This window comes from Streptomyces sp. NPDC007808, assembly GCF_042868655.1.
In the GTDB taxonomy this organism is placed as follows: Bacteria; Actinomycetota; Actinomycetes; order Streptomycetales; family Streptomycetaceae; genus Streptomyces.
Genome location: NZ_JBIAEQ010000003.1, coordinates 608,946 through 625,670, shown reverse-complemented (window position 1 = coordinate 625,670; position 16,725 = coordinate 608,946). Strand labels below are relative to the sequence as shown.

The window sequence follows — 16,725 nt, the reverse complement described above, 5'->3', positions numbered from 1 at the left end:
TGCCTCGTGCATCAAGTGGAGAGGAAGAAGGGGCAGTCTATCGGCAGTGGACTTGTACAGGACCGGAGTTGACAATGAATCGGCCCGGTCGAAGGACCGGGCCGCCGCACGCCCTCGTCTCAAGGAACCTGCCAGAGTGAAGCTCTTCATCAGTTGGTCCGGCGACAAAGCCCGGCAGTGCGCCTTGGTCCTGGAGGAGTGGATCAAGAAGATGAACCACACCATCCAGCCGTTCTGCTCGCCCACCGGCATCGCGAAGGGTGAGCTGGCGAGGGTCAGAATCGCCGAGGAACTGCGGGAGTCCGACGTGGGCATCGTGTGTGTCACCCGCGGCAACCAGACGGCTCCCTGGCTCAACTTCGAGGCAGGAGCGTTGTCGAAGGCGGTCTCCTACAGCCGGGTCATGCCGTTTCTCATCGATCTGCGGGACAAGGACCTCAAGTCCGGGCCGCTGGCAAGCTTTCAGGCCACTGACTCCTCCGACAAGCGTCATGTGTGGGAGATGGTCGAGACGATCAACGGTGCCTGCGCCAGCCCGGTGCAACCCGGCGTCCTGCGAAGCCATTTCGACCAGTACTGGGGAGCACTCGACGCAGAGCTGCAGAAGATCAGGGCGGCGGCGGTGCCCGTGCCCGAGGAGCCCCGGCAGACGCCCGAGATCCTCAACGAGCTCGTCCGCCTCGTCCGGGACCAGAACATCAGACTCCAAGTGCTGGAACGGAGACTGGAGGCGGCCGCAACGGCCTCGTCGGTCACCACTCCTGCCCGTCCGGACCCGGACGTCCCGGTGAACGGCGGGGTGGATGTCGCCTGGAAGGAGGCGGTCGTCCAGGGTCTTCACGAGATCATCGACAAGCGTCACATCCGGGAGATGAGCCCGGCGAGGACTGGGATCGCCGTGCGCTGTGACGCCGAGGGGCATCGTCGTGCCACCGAGAACTACGGGCGGCTGCAGACGCTCGCGACCCATCTCGGCACCGCGATCGAGGTCGCCGATGACGAGCAGACCCTGGTCTTCGAACCTCAGTAACCCGGGTGAAGGAGTCCCCCTGTCCGCCCTGATCGCCGCGCTGGTCACCGCCATCGCCAGTGTCCTCATCGCCGTCCTCGCCTACGTGCTCAATCAGCGCGGGGAACTCGCACGCGCCCGCCGCCAGGCACGCCTGGAGCGTGTCGACTCCCAGCTGCGGGATCTGTACGGGCCGCTCCTGGTGCTCGTGGAGTCGAACGAGCGGACCTGGGACGCCTTCCGCAGACAGCACCTACCGTCGGCGGAGGAACGACGGCGGGGCGCGGAGTTGACCGAGGAGCAGCGCAAACTCTGGCGCCGCTGGGTTCTCACGGTGTTCTTGCCGTCGGCGCGCCGGATGCGGGATGTCATCGTGGACCACGGTGACCTGTTCATCGAGGACCGGATCCCGCACGTAGTCCTCGACTTCTGCGCCCACATCGCGTCGTACGAGGTCACGGTGGCCGAATGGGAGGCGGGGACGGACGCTAAGGCTCTCGTGAGCCACCCGGGGGCGGACTTCGTGATCTACGTCCGGGAGTCGTACAGGAACCTCAAGGAAACCCAAGCCGAGGTGCTCAGCGCCCAGGTGTGACACCGCCTGTCCCTCGGGCTGCGCCGGTCTGGACGGTCTGCTCCCTTCTGCGAAGCCGAACGGCAGCCCTACCGGGCAGGTACTCCGGCCGCTCCCGGGGGATCGTCCCGCTCACCGGCCGGTCCGCCGCCCTGCTCCGCCGCCCGGCGGAGCAGGAGAAGCCCATGTCGTCCCACCACTTCGGATGCCATGGGCTTCTGTCCCCGGCCGGTTACTGCCCACGATCCCAACAGAGGGCAACGCATCTGCACACAAAGTTTCATCCAGGGTTCGGTCCCTCAGGAGCAGACCTTGCCGTCCTCGGGCACCGCCCCCTTGAGCAGATACGCGTTCACCGCGGAGTCGACGCAGTCGCTCCCCTTCCCGTACGCGGCGTGGCCCTCGCCCTTCCAAGTGATCATCACGCCGACGCCCTTGCCCAGCTCGTCCGCCATCCGCCGGGTGCCCTCGTAGGGCGTGGCCGGGTCGCCGGTGTTGCCGACGAGCAGGATCGGCGCCGCACCCGGGGCGCTCACCTCGGGAGTGTCGTACTGCCCGGCCACCGGCCAGTCGTGGCACCAGCCGGCGGTGTCCCAGCCCAGCATCGGTCCGAACACGGGCGAGATCTTCTCGAAGCGAGGCAGCAGCTTCTTCGTCTCCTCGACGGTGGGGCGCTGCTTGTCGTCCAGGCACGATATGGCTCGTTGCGAGTGGGTCCCGGTCATGTAGTGCCCCGAGGCGTCGCGATCGTTGTAGTCGTCGGCGAGTGCCAGCAGTTCCGTGCCGTCTCCCTGCTCGGCCGCCTTCACTGCGCTGGTCAACCTCGGCCAGCTCGCCTCGCTGTACAGCGGGTACAGGAGACCGATGAGGGCGAGTGCCTCGGTGAGCTTGCGGTCGGAGGACGTGGGCAGCGGGTTCGCGTCGATCCGCCTCAGCAGGTCCACGATCTTTCGGGTGCCGCCCTCGGCGCTCTGACCGGTGGACTTCAGGTAGTTGTCGAGGGCGCGCTGGAAGCCCCTGGTCTGGTTCTCGGCGTGGCCCACGGCGTCGGCGCTCGGATCGGAGACCGCGTCGAGGACGAGCCGGCCCACCTTCTCGGGGAACAGGTGGGCGTAGACGCCGCCGAGTTCGGTGCCGTAGGAGATGCCGAAGTAGTGCGTCTTCGTGTCCCCGAGGACCTGGCGCATGAGGTCCATGTCGCGCGCGGTGTCGGTGGTCGACACATGCGCCATCAGCGTGCCCGCCGACTTCTGGCAGCCCTTGCCGAAGGCGGCGGCGTCGCGGAAGTAGGCCGTCTCCTCGGCCGAGGTGTCCGGGGTGATGTCCACGGACTCCGAGGCCTCGATCTCCTTGTCGCTGCGGCAGCGCAGGCCCTTACTGGCGCCCACCCCGCGCGGGTCCCAGCTCACGAGGTCGTAGCGCTTGCCGAGCTCGGCGACGGAGGAGGCGTACCACGGCAGTGTGGACACCCCTGAGCTACCGGGGCCGCCGAAGTTGAAAAGCAGCGAGCCGATGCGGTCACCGCCGTCGGCCTTGGCGCGGATCAGTGCGAGGTCGATCGTCTCGCCGTCCGGCTTCGCCCAGTCCAGCGGTGCTTCGAGGGTCGCGCACTGCCAGGCGCCGCCCGGTTCAGGGGAGTCCGCTGTGGCCTTGCAGTCTCCCCAGTCGAGTCTCTGCGAGGTCAGCGAGGCCGGCAGTGGGGTCGTCGAGCCGGCGGACGCCGAACCCGTTTCGCTCCCCTGGCCACTGCCCTCGCCGCCGGACGAGCCGCCGCTGCAGCCCGTCACCAGGAGCGCGGCGGCGGCCGTCAGGGCCGTCCAACGTACAAAACGCGCCATGCTCTTCCCCCTCGCAGGCCGTCCGCACGCTGCCGCGGATGGCGGTCAGGCCATAGTAGGCGGATCACGAAAAGCCCGTCGGAGCCTGTGGATAACCTTCTGACCTGCAAGTTCAGTGATCTCTTACGAGCACACGGTGCCCGCCGCCGGTACCTTCCCGTCCAGCAGATAACCGTTCACCGCGTCCTGCACGCACCTGTTCTTGCTGTTGTACGCCCCGTGTCCCTGCCCCCGGTACGTCAGCTCGACGCCTACACCCTTGCCCAGCGCCTGCACCATCCTGCGTGCGCCCTCGTACGGCGTGGCGGGGTCGCCGGTGTTGCCCACGACGAGGATCGGTGCCGAGCCGGGCGCGCTCACGTCGGGATGGTCGGCCTCACCCGCCACCGGCCAGTCGGTGCAGCTGATCATGGACCAGGCGAGGAACTCCCCGAACAGGGGCGAGGCCGAGCGGAACTCGGGCAGCTTTCGCTGCACGTACTCCGGCGTGTACCGGGGCTTGTCGTCCGCGCAGTTGATGGAAATGTTGGCCGGGGTGATGTTGCTGTACTCACCGTTCTCGCCGCGCCCGTTCATGGAGTCGGACAGCAGCATCAGGATCTGGCCGTTGCCGTCGTACGCCTGTTCAAGTCCTTGGGTGAGATAGGGCCAGAACTCCTGCGAGTACAGCGCCTGGGCGATGCCGCCGGCCGCGGCCGACTGCGTCAGCTGGCGCGGGAGGATGCCGGGGATCGGTGTGCTGTCGAGGTCCCGCAACAGGTCGGCGATGCGGTCCTTGACCTCCTGGGCGGTGTCTCCGATGGGGCACTCCTCGGTCCTGGACGTGCAGTCCTCGGCGAAGTTGTCGAGCGCGCGCTGGAAGCCCCTGGCCTGCCCGAGTGAGCCCTGCTCGGGATTCTGCGTCGGGTCGACCACGGCGTCGAAGACCGCACGGCCGACGTTCTTGGGGAAGAGGTGGGCGTAGACGCCGCCGAGTTCGGTGCCGTAGGAGATGCCGAAGTAGTGCAGCTTGTCGTCACCGAGGACCTGGCGCATCAGCTCCAGGTCACGGGCCGCGTCGGTGGTGCGTACGTGCGGCAGCATCCCGTCGGAGTTCTCCTCGCACGCCTCGTTGAAGTCCTTGGTCGCATCCACCAGTTCGGTGCGCTCGGCGGTGTCGTCCGGCGTCGCGTCCTGCTGGAAGTAGGCGTCGAGCTCCTGGTCGTTCTCGCACCGCACGGGTTCGCTGCGGCCGACCCCACGAGGGTCGAAACTGACCAGGTCGTAGCGGCTGCGCAGCTTCTCGTAGCCCTCGCCGAAAGCGGGCAGCGTGGTGACGCCCGAACCGCCCGGGCCGCCGAAGTTGAAGATCAGGGAGCCGATGCGCCGGTTCTCGTCGCCGCTGGTCCTCGCCCGGATCAGCTCGATGTCGATCGTGTCGCCCTTGGGGTCGTCCCAGTCGCGGGGCGCCTTCATCGTGGCGCACTGCCAGCCGTCGCCGCCCGGCAGAGGTGACGGGCTGCCCCCGCCGCCCTGGGCCTGGGACGGTGCCGGGCAGTCCTCCCAGCTCAGCTCCTGGGCTGTCAGGTCCTGTTCCCCGGAGTCGCCGTCGCTGCAGCCCGCCAGCACGGAGGACAGCAGCAGGGCGGTGGCGGTCAGGGCAGCGGCGCGCGTCCGGGCAGGGTTCGGCATGGTCCCATCCTGCGGTCGTGTGGGGTGGGGCGCTCGGAGCGCGGGCCGTACGAGGGACCGCGACGCCTCACCTCTTCCGTGCCTTACAACGTACGACGCCGTCCTCCTCGTACGACAAGGCCTTTGGTACGAAAAAGACCGTCATGCCCGGTGGTCGGTGCTTCGCACGACGGCCGCTACAGCGCGCCCTTGCGTGTGAGGTGGTTGAAGGCGAGCCATCCCGGCAGTACCGGCAGCCACAGTGTCAGCAGCCGGAACAGCAGCACCGCGGGTGCGGCGACCTGGCTTTCCAGGCCGACGGCGATCAGACCGAAGGTCAGGGTGGCCTCCACGGCGCCCACGCCGCCCGGGGTGGGGGCCGCGGAACCGAGTGCGTTGCCCGCGAGGAAGACGACGGCCACGCTGGCGATGCTGATCGAGGTGCCCTCGCTGCCGAAGGCGCGGATGGACGCGTCGAGGCACATCACGAAGCACGCGGTCAGCAGCAGCATGCCGCCGATGCCGGTGATCAGCTTCTGCGGCCGCTGGAGTACGTCGAGCATGCGCGGCACGACGCCCGCGAAGAGCGACCTCACGCGCGTGACGACGAATTTCCGCAGGAACGGCACCGAGGTCACCACGAGCAGCAGCACCGCCACCGTCAGCAGACCCGCGATGACCGTCCGGGACGGCGACAGCGACGGGGTCTTCTCGGTGCCGGTCAGATAGCCGAACGCCAACAGCATCAGGATGTGGCAGCCGAGCCCGAACAGCTGCGACGCGCCGACACTCGCCACCGCGAGCCCCGGCCGCACGCCCGCGCGCTGGAGGAAGCGTGTGTTGAGGGCGACGCCGCCCACCGCCGCGGGGGCGACGATCTTCACGAAGGACCCGGCGACCTGCGCCGCCACGGTCCGCCGGAACGGCACCCGCTCGGGCACGAACCCCAGCAGCGCCATCGCCGCCGCGAAGTAGCTGGCCGCAGAGAACAGCACCGCCGCGGCCACCCAGCCCCACTGCGCGTTGGACATGAGCGGGCCGAACTCGAAGTGCGTGAGCTGCGTCAGCAGGAAGTACGCGCCGATGGCACCCGCGATGAAGCTGATGAGCGTACGTGGCCGCACCCGCTCCAGCCGGGCCGGTTCGACCGGCGCCTGCGGCCTGATCCGCAGCACCTCGTGCCGGATCTGTGTGAGCAGATCCTCCTCGCGCGCCTCCTCCAGTGCCTCGTCGATGGCTCGCTTCTCGGCCCGCGCCTGTGCCCGCACGGTCTTCTTGTCCGGCTTGTCGGGTACGGCCGCGGCGTCGCCCGCCTCCTCCTCGCTGCGGGCGTGCTTGGCGTGCCGGGATGCCTCCAGCACCGCCTCGCGCTCCCGCTCGGCACGCTCCCGGGCCAGTCGGCGCAGCGTCGCGCGCGTGGAGCGGCTCAGGGCGATGGGCTGCAGCATCGGCAGGCAGTCGGCCACCGCGTCGGGGCCGAGCACGCTCACCGCCGTGGCCACCGCGCGCTCGGCTCCCACCCTGAGGCCCAGCGTCACCAGCAGCTGGGAGATGTCCATGCGGAGCAGCAGAGTGTTCGCCGCGATCTCACCGATGCGCAGATCTGTGATGATCACTTTGCCGGAACGATCCACCAGAATCGCGTCGCCGACCAGTCTGCGGTGCGCGATGCGACGGGACTGCAGCGCCTTGACCTGGTGCCATGTGCCCTGCAGCAGGTCGTCGGTGATCTCGTCGTCCGGCAGCGAGTCCAGGGTGCGCCCGCCGGTGTGCTCGTAGACGAGCATCACGGCGTCCGGACCGAGCTCGGAGGTGGCGATCAGCTTCGGCGCGTTGGCGCCCGCCGCGATGGCCGCGTACGCGAGCAGCGCCTCCTGCTCCAGGGCTTGACGCAGCGACTGCAGGCTGCTGCGGGTGGCGAACCCGCGCAGTGTCAGATTGCGCCACGCGCGATAGAAGAAGCCCTGCGCCTGCTGCTCCCGGTCGACCACCGTCACGTCCAGCGGTGGGCCGTCCTCCAGGGTGACGAAGTAACGCCGGCCGCGGTCGGTGGTCGTCTCGTGGGTGTCGGCGACCTCCTCGCGCGCCGCGCTCACCGGGCGGAAGCCCACGTGCCGCAGGCCCGCCATCAGGGTCCGTCCGGTGGGCCGCACATTCGGGGAGCCGACCGCGTACAGCGTGCCGTAGGCGACGGTCCAGCCGATCAGCAGCGTCAGGAGGATCGAGAACGGCGTGGTGTAGCCGGTGACCAGCATGGAGAACGCGTACAGGACCAGGACCGCCCACAGGACCGCACGCCAGCGCGGTCTGCGGGACATGCCCACGGCCGTCATGTACGCGATGACGGGCGCGAGGTAGCCGTGCACCGGGTCGGTGAGGGAGCCGACGTCGCCGGGGGACGGCTGGGTGAGCGCGTCCCGGATGGACTCCGGGGCGGCCTGCGCCACCCACAGGTCGGTGGCGAGCGTCACCCCGTGCGCGAGGACCGCCGCGAGCACGCCGTCGGCGATCCGCAGCCCGTCCCGCTTGATCAGCCGCTCGATGGCGAAGGCGACGGGCACCAGGAGGATCGCGATGCTGGAGACGAGTCCGGCCAGCTTGCTGAACACGTCGGGCGCCTGGCCGGTGCCCTTGTTGATGTCCTGTTCCAGACCCGAAGTGGTGCCATGCGCGAACGCGGCGATCGCGAGCAGCAGGGCGATACCCAGCACGCCCACCAGAAGCCGCATCAGGTCCGACGGGCGGTGCACGCGCGCGGGCAGCAGTGGTTCGTCGCCCTCGACCTCGTCCACGTGGGCCTCGTCGCGGTCGTACGCGGCCTTGCCCTCGACGGCCTTGCGTCCGAGGGCCTTCCGCCCGGCGTCGCTCGTGCCGGCGTCCTTGGCGGGCGTCTCCTGCCCGGCGTCGGCCTTCTCGTCCTTGCCGCCGCCCCTGTCGTCGGCGTCCGTCTTGTCGCCGTTCGCGGTGCCCGGGCGCGACGAAGCGTCAGAGGTGCTCTCCGCGTCCTCCGGGTGCACACCCTGTTGCTTCATCGTCTCTTCTTGATCTCGTATCACCAGTCACCGCCCGCACGATGGTGGCATGCCGCACCGACACACGGGGGCATCAGGGTGCAAATGCGGGGCCGACAGTCTGCCCGAAGCGTCGCCCAGTGGCGAGGGATACGCACAGTGCCGAACGCGTCACATTGTCGGTGGCGTGGGGCAGGATGGGGCCGATGAGCGAGGAGAGCCGTCCGGACGAGGCCCGTCCGGAGTACGACGACGCCCGCTCGGAGTACGCGGACACGCTGCCGGAGTACGCCGAGAGGGTGCTTGAGGTCGCCGAACTGATCCCGCCGGGGCGTGTCATGACGTACGGGGACGTCGCGGAGTGGCTGGAGGAGGGTGGCCCGCGCCAGGTCGGCCGGGTGATGGCCCTGTACGGGGGAGCCGTGCCCTGGTGGCGCGTGGTCCGGGCGGACGGCGTCCTGCTGCCGGGCCACGAACTGAGAGCGCTGGGGCACTACCGGTCGGAGGGCACGCCTCTGAAGGGGGCGAGCAGGGCCGCCGAGGGCCACCTTCCGCGCCTGGACATGAAGCGGGCGCGATGGGACGGCGGCGAGCGCGCACTGGGTCACACCTGACAGCTTCCGCCATCGGACGGCCCTCGGTGTGATCCGTGATCCGTACGGGGGAAGAGGGGCACGTCTGTGGCATGACGTACGTTCGTGAGTCGAGGGACGCACGTGCCACGAGTGAACCGAGGGATGAGTCGGAAGCCCTGCTTCCGCGTCATCCGTCGGCGTAGCGTCGGCTGCACGTGTCGCCCTCATCCCGCGGCCACCGCCCTCCACGCGCGAGGGGCGACCCACCAGCACACCCACCAGGACCGGCGAACCACGTGAGCTCCTCTTCCTCCACCAGGCGCCTGTCGCACCCCCGGGTACGGCAGGGGACCCGTGGCGCTTACCGGCTGGTGCGCACCCCTGTCGCCCAGGAGGCTCCCCCTCCTCTTGACGCCGCACAGCGTGCCGTGGTTGACCACGCGACCGGCCCCTTGCTCGTTCTCGCCGGTCCCGGCACGGGGAAGACCACCACGCTCGTCGAGTCGGTGGCGGCGCGCATCGCCCGTGGCGGGGACCCCGAACGCATCCTCGTGCTGACGTTCAGCCGCAAGGCCGCCGTGGAACTGCGCGACCGTATGGCGCTGCGCATCGGGGCGGCACGCGCGCCCCAGGCGACCACGTTCCACTCCTTCTGCTACGCCCTGGTCCGCGCCCACCAGGACAGCGACCTGTTCGTGGAGCCACTGCGGCTGCTGTCCGGTCCCGAGCAGGACGTCACCGTCCGGGAACTGCTGGCGGGCCAGCCGGACCTGGAGCGGCTCGGGCTGGCGCACGTGCGCTGGCCGGACGAACTGCGCGCCTGCCTCACCACCCGCGGCTTCGCCGACGAGGTCCGCGCGGTCCTCGCCCGCAGCCGCGAACTGGGACTCGGCCCCGAGGCCCTGGACGACTTCGCCCGCCGCATCGGGCGCCCCGACTGGCGCGCCGCGGCCTCCTTCCTCGCCGAGTACCTCGACGTGCTCGACATGCAGGGCGTGCTCGACTACGCCGAACTCGTCCACCGCGCGGTGCTCCTCGCCCGCCGCCCCGAGGCCGGCGCCCGCATCGCCGCCCGGTACGACGCCGTGTACGTCGACGAGTACCAGGACACCGACCCGGCCCAGGTGCGGCTGCTGCGCGCCCTCGCCGGCGACGGCCGCACCCTCGTCGCCTTCGGCGATCCCGACCAGTCGATCTACGCGTTCCGCGGCGCCGACGTGAACGGCATCCTGGACTTCCCCCGGGCCTTCCCGCGCGCGGACGGCCGTCCGGCGCCGGTCGAGGTCCTGCGCACCTCCCGCCGCTCGGGCGCCGCCCTGCTGGCCGCGACGCGGCTGCTGACCCAGCGCATGCCCCTCACCAGGCTCCCGGCGGAGAAGGTCCGCGCCCACCGAGAGCTCGCCGCGGCCCGCGAGGGCAGCCGCGTCGAGGTCTTCACCTATCCGACATCCGGCACGGAACTGGACAACATCGCCGACATCCTTCGCAGGGCGCACCTCGAAGACGGCGTGCCCTGGAGTGAGATGGCCGTGCTGGTGCGTGCGGGGGCGCGCACCATCCCGACCGTGCGCCGGGCGCTCACGGCCGCCGGCGTGCCCCTGGACATCGACGGCGACGACCTGCCCTTGCGCCACGAGCCCGCCGTCACACCCCTGCTGACTGCGTTGCGGGCGGTGGCCGGCGCGGAGGTGGGGGAGCGCTCGGCGCACCCCGAGGCGGAGGGAGCGGCGACCCGCGAGGCGGAGGGAGCGGCGACCCGCGAGGCGGAGGGAGCGGCGACCCGCGAGGCTTCCTCCGGGGTGGCGAGCGGGACGGAGCCGAAGGTTCCGTCCGATGCGGCCGGGGCGGAGCCGAAGGTTCCGTCAGGCGCGGCCGGGGCGGAGGAGTCGGCGTCGGGGGTTTCCTCGGAGTGGTCGGGTGCGGATGCGCTCGTGGCGGGGGTTTCCTCGGAGTCGGCGGGCGGGGAGGCGGTCGCGTCTGGGGCTTCCTCGGAGTCGGCGGATGAAGGGTCGCCGGCATCGGGGGTTTCCGCCGAGAGGGCGGGTGCGGAAGCGGTGGCGCCGGATGCTTCCGTCGAGGCGGCCCGGACAGGGCAGGAGGAGTCCTCGGAGGCCGTCCTCGCAGGAGAACCCGTCCTTCACGAGCCCCGGCCGGACGGCTGCTGGCTGGACACCGAAACCGCCCTCACTCTGCTCGCCTCGCCCCTGGCCGGCATGGACGCGGCCGATCTGCGCCGTCTCGGGCGTGCCCTGCGCGACGAGGAACGGGCAGCGGGCAACCCCTTGCCGCCGCCCTCGGACGAGCTGCTCGCGCGAGCCCTGGCCGAGCCGGAGCGACTGGCCGTGCACGACCCCTCGTACGCGCGTGGCGCCCAGCGTCTCGGCGCACTGCTGCGCAAGGCCCGCGAGCGCCTCGCAGGCGGCGGTACGGCCGAGGAGGCGCTGTGGGACCTGTGGGAGGGCACACCGTGGCCCACCCGGCTGGAGCGGGCCGCCCGACGCGGCGGCGCGGCCGGACGCAACGCCGACCGCGACCTCGACGCCGTATGCGCCCTGTTCGCGACCGCGGCCCGCGCGGAGGAGCGCACGGGCGGCCGGGGCGCCCTGAACTTCCTGGCGGAGATCGACGCCGAGGACATCGCCGCGGACACCCTCACGCGGCGTGCCGTGCGGCCCGATGCCGTGCGCCTGATGACCGCGCACCGCTCCAAGGGCCTGGAATGGCGTCTGGTCGTCGTCGCCGGCGTGCAGGAGGGCCTGTGGCCGGACCTGCGCCGCCGCGGTTCCCTGTTGGAGGCCGACCGCATCGGCCGTGACGGACTCGCCGAACCGCTCACCCCGGGGGCGCTGCTGGCCGAGGAGCGCCGCCTGTTCTACGTGGCCGCCACGCGCGCGCGTGAACGCCTCGTCGTCACGGCGGTGAAGGCGCCGGCCGACGACGGCGACCAGCCCTCCCGCTTCCTGACCGAACTCGGCGTAGAACCGAAGGACGTGACGGGCCGCCCGCGCCGCCCCCTGGCCGTCGCGGCGCTCGTCGCCGAACTCCGGGCGACCACGGTGGACCCGCGCGTCTCGGATGCTCTCAGGGAAGCCGCCGCCCGCCGACTGGCCCGGCTCGCCGCACTCGCCGACGAGGACGGCCGCCCGCTGGTCCCCTCCGCGCACCCCTACCGCTGGTGGGGCATGTTCGAGCCGACCGAGTCCAAGGTGCCGCTGCGCGACCGCGACCAGCCCGTCGTGCTCTCCGGAAGCGCCCTCGACCAGCTCGCCAACACCTGTGCCCTGCAGTGGTTCCTGGGGCGCGAGGTGAAGGCCGACGCGCCCGCGACCGCGGCTCAGGGCTTCGGCAACGTGGTGCACGTCCTCGCCGACGAGGTGGCCTCCGGACACACCCCGGCCGACCTAGCCGTCCTCATGGAGCGCCTTGAGTCCGTGTGGAACGCGCTCGCCTTCGACGCGCCGTGGAAGTCGGACCAGGAGAAGGCCAACGCGCGCGTGGCGCTCGAACGCTTCCTTGCGTGGCATGTGATGGACCGCGCGGGGCGCACACCGGTGGCGAGCGAGCACGACTTCGACGTGACCCTGGAGGCCGGCGACGTCGAGGTGCGCATCCGCGGCCAGATGGACCGCGTCGAGGCCGACGGCGAGGGCCGCGCCTACGTCGTCGACTTCAAGACCGGCAAGCAGGCGCCGAGCTCGGCCGAGGTGGCCCGTCATCCTCAGCTCGCCGTCTACCAGCTCGCCGTCCGCGAGGGCGCCGTCGACGAGGCCTTCGACGGCATACGTCCCGATCCGGGCGGCGCCGAACTCGTCCAGCTGCGTCAGGGCGCCGCCAAGCGGGACGGCGGCGAGACCCTGCCCAAGGTGCAAAGTCAGGGCGCCCTGGAGGGCCCGGAGGGGGCGTGGGTCGGCGAGCTGCTCGCCACGGCGGCGGGCAAGGTCCTCGACGAACGCTTCGCGCCGAGTACCGGCCAGCACTGCACACACTGCGCGTTCCGGGCGTCGTGCAGTGCGCGACCCGAGGGGCGGCACGTGGTCGAGTGACGGGGCCTTCCGGTGGCCGGTGCGGTCAGAGTGGCCGGTGCGGTCAGAGTGACCGAGCGGTCGAGCGGCCGAGTGGTCGAACCGAGCGGTCGAGTGGCCGGTGGCGGCGGGCAGGCGGTGCGGCCGACCGGCCTGAGGGGCCGGGGTGGTAGTGCGCCCCGGGGTGCCGGGAGGTGGCGCGGGCCGGGGACCCGAGGGTGCCGGGCAGCCGGTCCGGTCGAGGGCCCCGAGGCGGCGCGAGCCGATGGATCGAGCGGCCGACCGGGTCCGCGGACCGGAGTGATCGATCGCACCTCACGTGCTGACCTGCGTATATCCCAGCCCGAGGGGCCGATGCGGCATCCGCTGTCAGTGCCCGCCGCTAGCCTCTCTGAGGTGTCCGCCCGTATCACCGATCCCGAGCAGCTCAAGGAGCTCCTCGGGATCCCGTTCACCCCGGAGCAGACGGCCTGCATCACCGCGCCGCCCGCCCCGCAGGTGATCGTGGCCGGAGCGGGATCGGGCAAGACGACGGTGATGGCGGCGCGCGTGGTGTGGCTGGTCGGCACCGGCCAGGTCGCCCCCGAGCAGGTACTGGGCCTCACCTTCACCAACAAAGCCGCCGGTGAACTCGCCGAGCGCGTGCGCAAGGCGCTGGTCAGGGCCGGCGTCACCGACCCCGACGTCATCGACCCGGACAACCCGCCCGGCGAGCCGGTGATCTCGACGTACCACGCCTTCGCGGGGCGTCTGCTGACCGACCACGGCCTGCGCATCGGCCTCGAACCGACCTCCCGCCTCCTCGCCGACGCCACCCGCTACCAGCTCGCCGCACGTGTCCTGCGCGAGGCTCCGGGCCCCTACCCGGCCCTGACCCGCTCGTTCGCCGACCTGGTCAGCGACCTTCTCACCCTCGACGCCGAACTCGCCGAGCACCTCGTACGCCCCGAGGCCCTGCGCGCGTACGACGCCCGGCTGCTGCTCCGCCTCGAAGGCGCCAAACTCACCAACGCCGATCTGCGCAAGGTTCCCGAGGCGGCCGCGGCCCGCCGCGCACTCGCCGACCTCGTGGGCCGCTACCGCGCCGTCAAACGGGAGCGGGACCTGCTCGACTTCGGCGACCAGATCGCCCTGTCGGCACAGCTCGCGGGGATCCCCGAAGTGGGCCGCATCATGCGCGACGAGTTCCGCGTGGTCCTCCTGGACGAGTACCAGGACACGTCCGTCGCCCAACGCGTCCTTCTGGCGGGCCTGTTCGGAGGCGGCACCGGCCACCCCGTGACCGCAGTCGGCGACCCCTGCCAGGCCATCTACGGCTGGCGCGGCGCCTCCGTCGCCAACCTCGACGACTTCCCCGAGCACTTCGCCCACGCGGACGGCCGCCCGGCCACCCGCCAGGCGCTCAGCGAGAACCGCCGCAGCGGCGGCCGTCTCCTGGACCTCGCCAACGGCCTCGCCGAGCCCCTGCGCGCCATGCACGCGGGCGTGGAGGCCCTCCGCCCGGCCCCCGGCGCGGAGCGTGACGGGCAGGTCCGCTGTGCGCTCCTGCCCACCCACGCCGAGGAGATCGACTGGCTCGCCGACTCCGTCGCGCACCTGGTACGGACCGGCAAGGCGCCCGGCGAGATCGCCGTCCTGTGCCGCACGGCGACCGACTTCGCCGAGATCCAGGGCGCGCTCGTCGCCCGGGACATCCCCGTCGAGGTGGTCGGCCTGTCCGGGCTGCTGCATCTGCCCGAGGTCGCCGACCTGGTCGCCGTCTGCGAGGTCCTCCAGGACCCCGGCGCCAACGCCTCCCTGGTCCGCCTGCTCACCGGCCCGCGCTGGCGCATCGGGCCCCGTGACCTCGCCCTCCTGGGACGCCGCGCACGGCTGCTGGTGTCCCACGCGCGCGTGGACGGCGACGACGACCCGGACCGCCGTCTCGCCGAGGCCGTCCAGGGCGTGGACCCCGCCGAGGTGATCTCCCTCGCGGACGCTCTCGACACCTTCCTGGAGACGCCGCTGGGCGGCGACGCGGACCACGACGGCCTGCCCTTCTCACCGGACGCGCGCGTGCGGTTCGCGCGCCTGGCCACCGAGCTGCGCGATCTGCGCCGATCCCTGTCCGACCCGCTCATGGACGTCCTGCACCGCGTCCTCGCCGTCACCGGTCTGGAGGTGGAGCTGTCGGCGTCCCCGCACGCCCTGGCCGCACGCCGCCGCGAGACCCTGTCCAACTTCCTGGACGTCGCCGCCTCCTTCGCCGCCGGCGACAACGAGGCGACCCTGCTCGCCTTCCTCGGCTTCCTGCGTACCGCTGCCCAGTACGAGAAGGGGCTCGACAACGCCCTGCCGGGAGGCGAGAACACGGTCAAGGTGCTCACCGCCCACAAGTCCAAGGGCCTGGAGTGGGACGTCGTGGCGGTCCCCGGCCTGGTCACCGGCACCTTCCCCAGCGCCCAGGGTCGCGAGAAGTGGACCGCCCAGGGGAAGGTGCTCCCGCACGAACTGCGCGGGGACGCGGACACCCTCCCCGACGTCGAGTCCTGGGACTCCCGCGGCCTGAAGGCCTTCCACGAGGCCATGAAGGACCACCAGCTCACCGAGGAGCTCCGCCTCGGCTACGTCACCTTCACCCGCCCCCGCTCCCTGCTCCTCGGCTCCGGCCACTGGTGGGGCCCCACCCAGAAGAAGCCCCGCGGGCCCTCCGACTTCCTCCAGGCCCTCCACGACCACTGCGCGGCCGGATACGGCGAGATCGAGGCGTGGGCCGACGAACCGGCCGAGGACGCGGAGAACCCGGCCCTGCACCGGGAGAGCGCGGACCAGGTCTGGCCCCTGCCCTTGGACGAGGCCGCCCTGGCACGCCGGCGCGCGGCGGCCGAGACGGTCCTGGCCCACCTGGAGACCCTGAACCTCGCCTCCGACGAGGAGGCAGGCCCTACGGCGACACACGACCCGGACACCTACGACGACCCGGACTGGCCCCCGCCACCGGACGACGACGAGTCCCTCGTGGAGGCGTACGCGGAGGAGGACCCCTTCGCCGCGGAGGACCCCGCGGACTGGGACTCCTGGACCACGGACCGCCCCTCGACGTCGACAAAGGCCCCTTCGGCCCCTACGGTCCACCTTCCGACGCCCACCGACACCCCCTCTGTGCCCACCGACCGCCCTCCGCTGCCCACCGACCACCCCCCGGTGCCCACGGGCCGTCCTTCCGTACCCACCCACCGCCCCACGGTCCCGCACCAGGCGGCCTCTCCGGACCCCGTCCCCCCGCCGGCCCACCCCCGCCCCGCGGAACCGGAACCCCTCACACCGGAAGAGGCCCGCACCATCGCTTCATGGGACCGCGACCTCGACGCCCTCGCCGGGGAACTCCTGAGCGCCCGCGCGAGCGTCACGGACGTACCCCTGCCCGCCTCCCTCACCGCCTCCCAGCTGCTGCGTCTGGCCGCCGACCCGGACGGGTTCGCGCAGGAACTCGCGCGCCCCATGCCGCGCCCGCCACAACCCGCCGCACGCCGGGGCACCCGGTTCCACGCCTGGGTCGAAGCCCGCTTCGAGGAGCTGACACTGCCCATGCTGGAGCCGGAGGACCTGCCCGGCAGCGAGGCCGAGATCGCCGACGAACGGGACCTGCAAGCCCTGAAGGACGCCTTCGAGCGCACCGAGTACGCGCAGCGCACGCCGTACCGGGTCGAGGCCCCGTTCCAGCTGTCGATCGCCGGGCGCGTCGTACGGGGCCGTATCGACGCCGTCTACAAGGAGGGCGACGGTGAGCGGGCGACGTACGAGATCGTCGACTGGAAGACCAACCGCACCCGCACCGCGGACCCGCTGCAGCTGGCCCTCTACCGGCTCGCCTGGGCCGAGCAGCAGGGCGTGCCCCTGGAGTCGGTCGACGCCGCCTTCCTGTACGTCCGCAGCGGCGAGGTCGTACGCCCGGACACCCTGCCGGACCGGGCCGCGCTGGAGCGGCTGCTGACGCAGGAGCCGGTCGCGCGGGCGCACTGTGAGGAACCGCCCAGCCAGGATGTCGGTGCGGGCCGATAGGCTCG

At 71.6% G+C, this 16,725-nt stretch carries 8 protein-coding genes; 5 read left to right on the top strand and 3 right to left on the bottom strand.

Annotated features, from left to right (window positions below; genetic code table 11):
- Positions 1–136: 136 nt before the first annotated feature.
- Together ACFYNL_RS14565 and ACFYNL_RS14560 are read left to right on the top strand one after the other, a co-directional pair.
- Positions 137–1,030: a hypothetical protein gene (locus ACFYNL_RS14565; RefSeq protein WP_388802041.1), complete on the top strand. Its 894-nt coding sequence runs from the start codon at positions 137–139 to the stop codon at positions 1,028–1,030.
- Positions 996–1,604, top strand: coding sequence for a hypothetical protein (locus ACFYNL_RS14560; protein ID WP_388802039.1), 609 nt, complete (start codon positions 996–998; stop codon positions 1,602–1,604). Before ACFYNL_RS14565 ends, ACFYNL_RS14560 begins: the two co-directional genes overlap by 35 nt.
- 278 nt (positions 1,605–1,882) lie before the next feature.
- On the opposite strand, the gene ACFYNL_RS14555 is transcribed toward ACFYNL_RS14560, so the two are convergent.
- The 3 genes from ACFYNL_RS14555 to ACFYNL_RS14545 form a co-directional block, all read right to left on the bottom strand.
- Entirely contained in the window at positions 1,883–3,421 is a 1,539-nt protein-coding gene (locus tag ACFYNL_RS14555; protein WP_388802036.1) for an alpha/beta hydrolase, read from the bottom strand.
- 123 nt (positions 3,422–3,544) lie between these two features.
- Positions 3,545–5,092, bottom strand: coding sequence for an alpha/beta hydrolase (locus ACFYNL_RS14550; RefSeq protein ID WP_388802033.1), 1,548 nt, complete (start codon positions 5,090–5,092; stop codon positions 3,545–3,547).
- Positions 5,093–5,268: 176 nt separating this feature from the next.
- The gene (locus tag ACFYNL_RS14545) at positions 5,269–8,103 is read right to left on the bottom strand and encodes a YbhN family protein (protein WP_388802031.1); all 2,835 of its coding nucleotides are present in this window, start codon (positions 8,101–8,103) and stop codon (positions 5,269–5,271) included.
- Between the two features lie 185 nt (positions 8,104–8,288).
- On the opposite strand from ACFYNL_RS14545, the gene ACFYNL_RS14540 reads away from it, so the two are divergent.
- The 3 genes from ACFYNL_RS14540 (at position 8,289) to ACFYNL_RS14530 (ending at position 16,720) form a co-directional block, all read left to right on the top strand.
- The gene (locus tag ACFYNL_RS14540) at positions 8,289–8,696 is read left to right on the top strand and encodes an MGMT family protein (protein ID WP_388802028.1); all 408 of its coding nucleotides are present in this window, start codon (positions 8,289–8,291) and stop codon (positions 8,694–8,696) included.
- A gap of 257 nt (positions 8,697–8,953) precedes the next feature.
- A complete protein-coding gene (locus ACFYNL_RS14535; protein WP_388802025.1) occupies positions 8,954–12,700 on the top strand; it encodes a UvrD-helicase domain-containing protein in 3,747 nt (1,248 codons plus the stop codon).
- 375 nt (positions 12,701–13,075) lie between these two features.
- The gene (locus ACFYNL_RS14530) at positions 13,076–16,720 is read left to right on the top strand and encodes a UvrD-helicase domain-containing protein (RefSeq protein WP_388802022.1); all 3,645 of its coding nucleotides are present in this window, start codon (positions 13,076–13,078) and stop codon (positions 16,718–16,720) included.
- Positions 16,721–16,725: the final 5 nt, after the last annotated feature.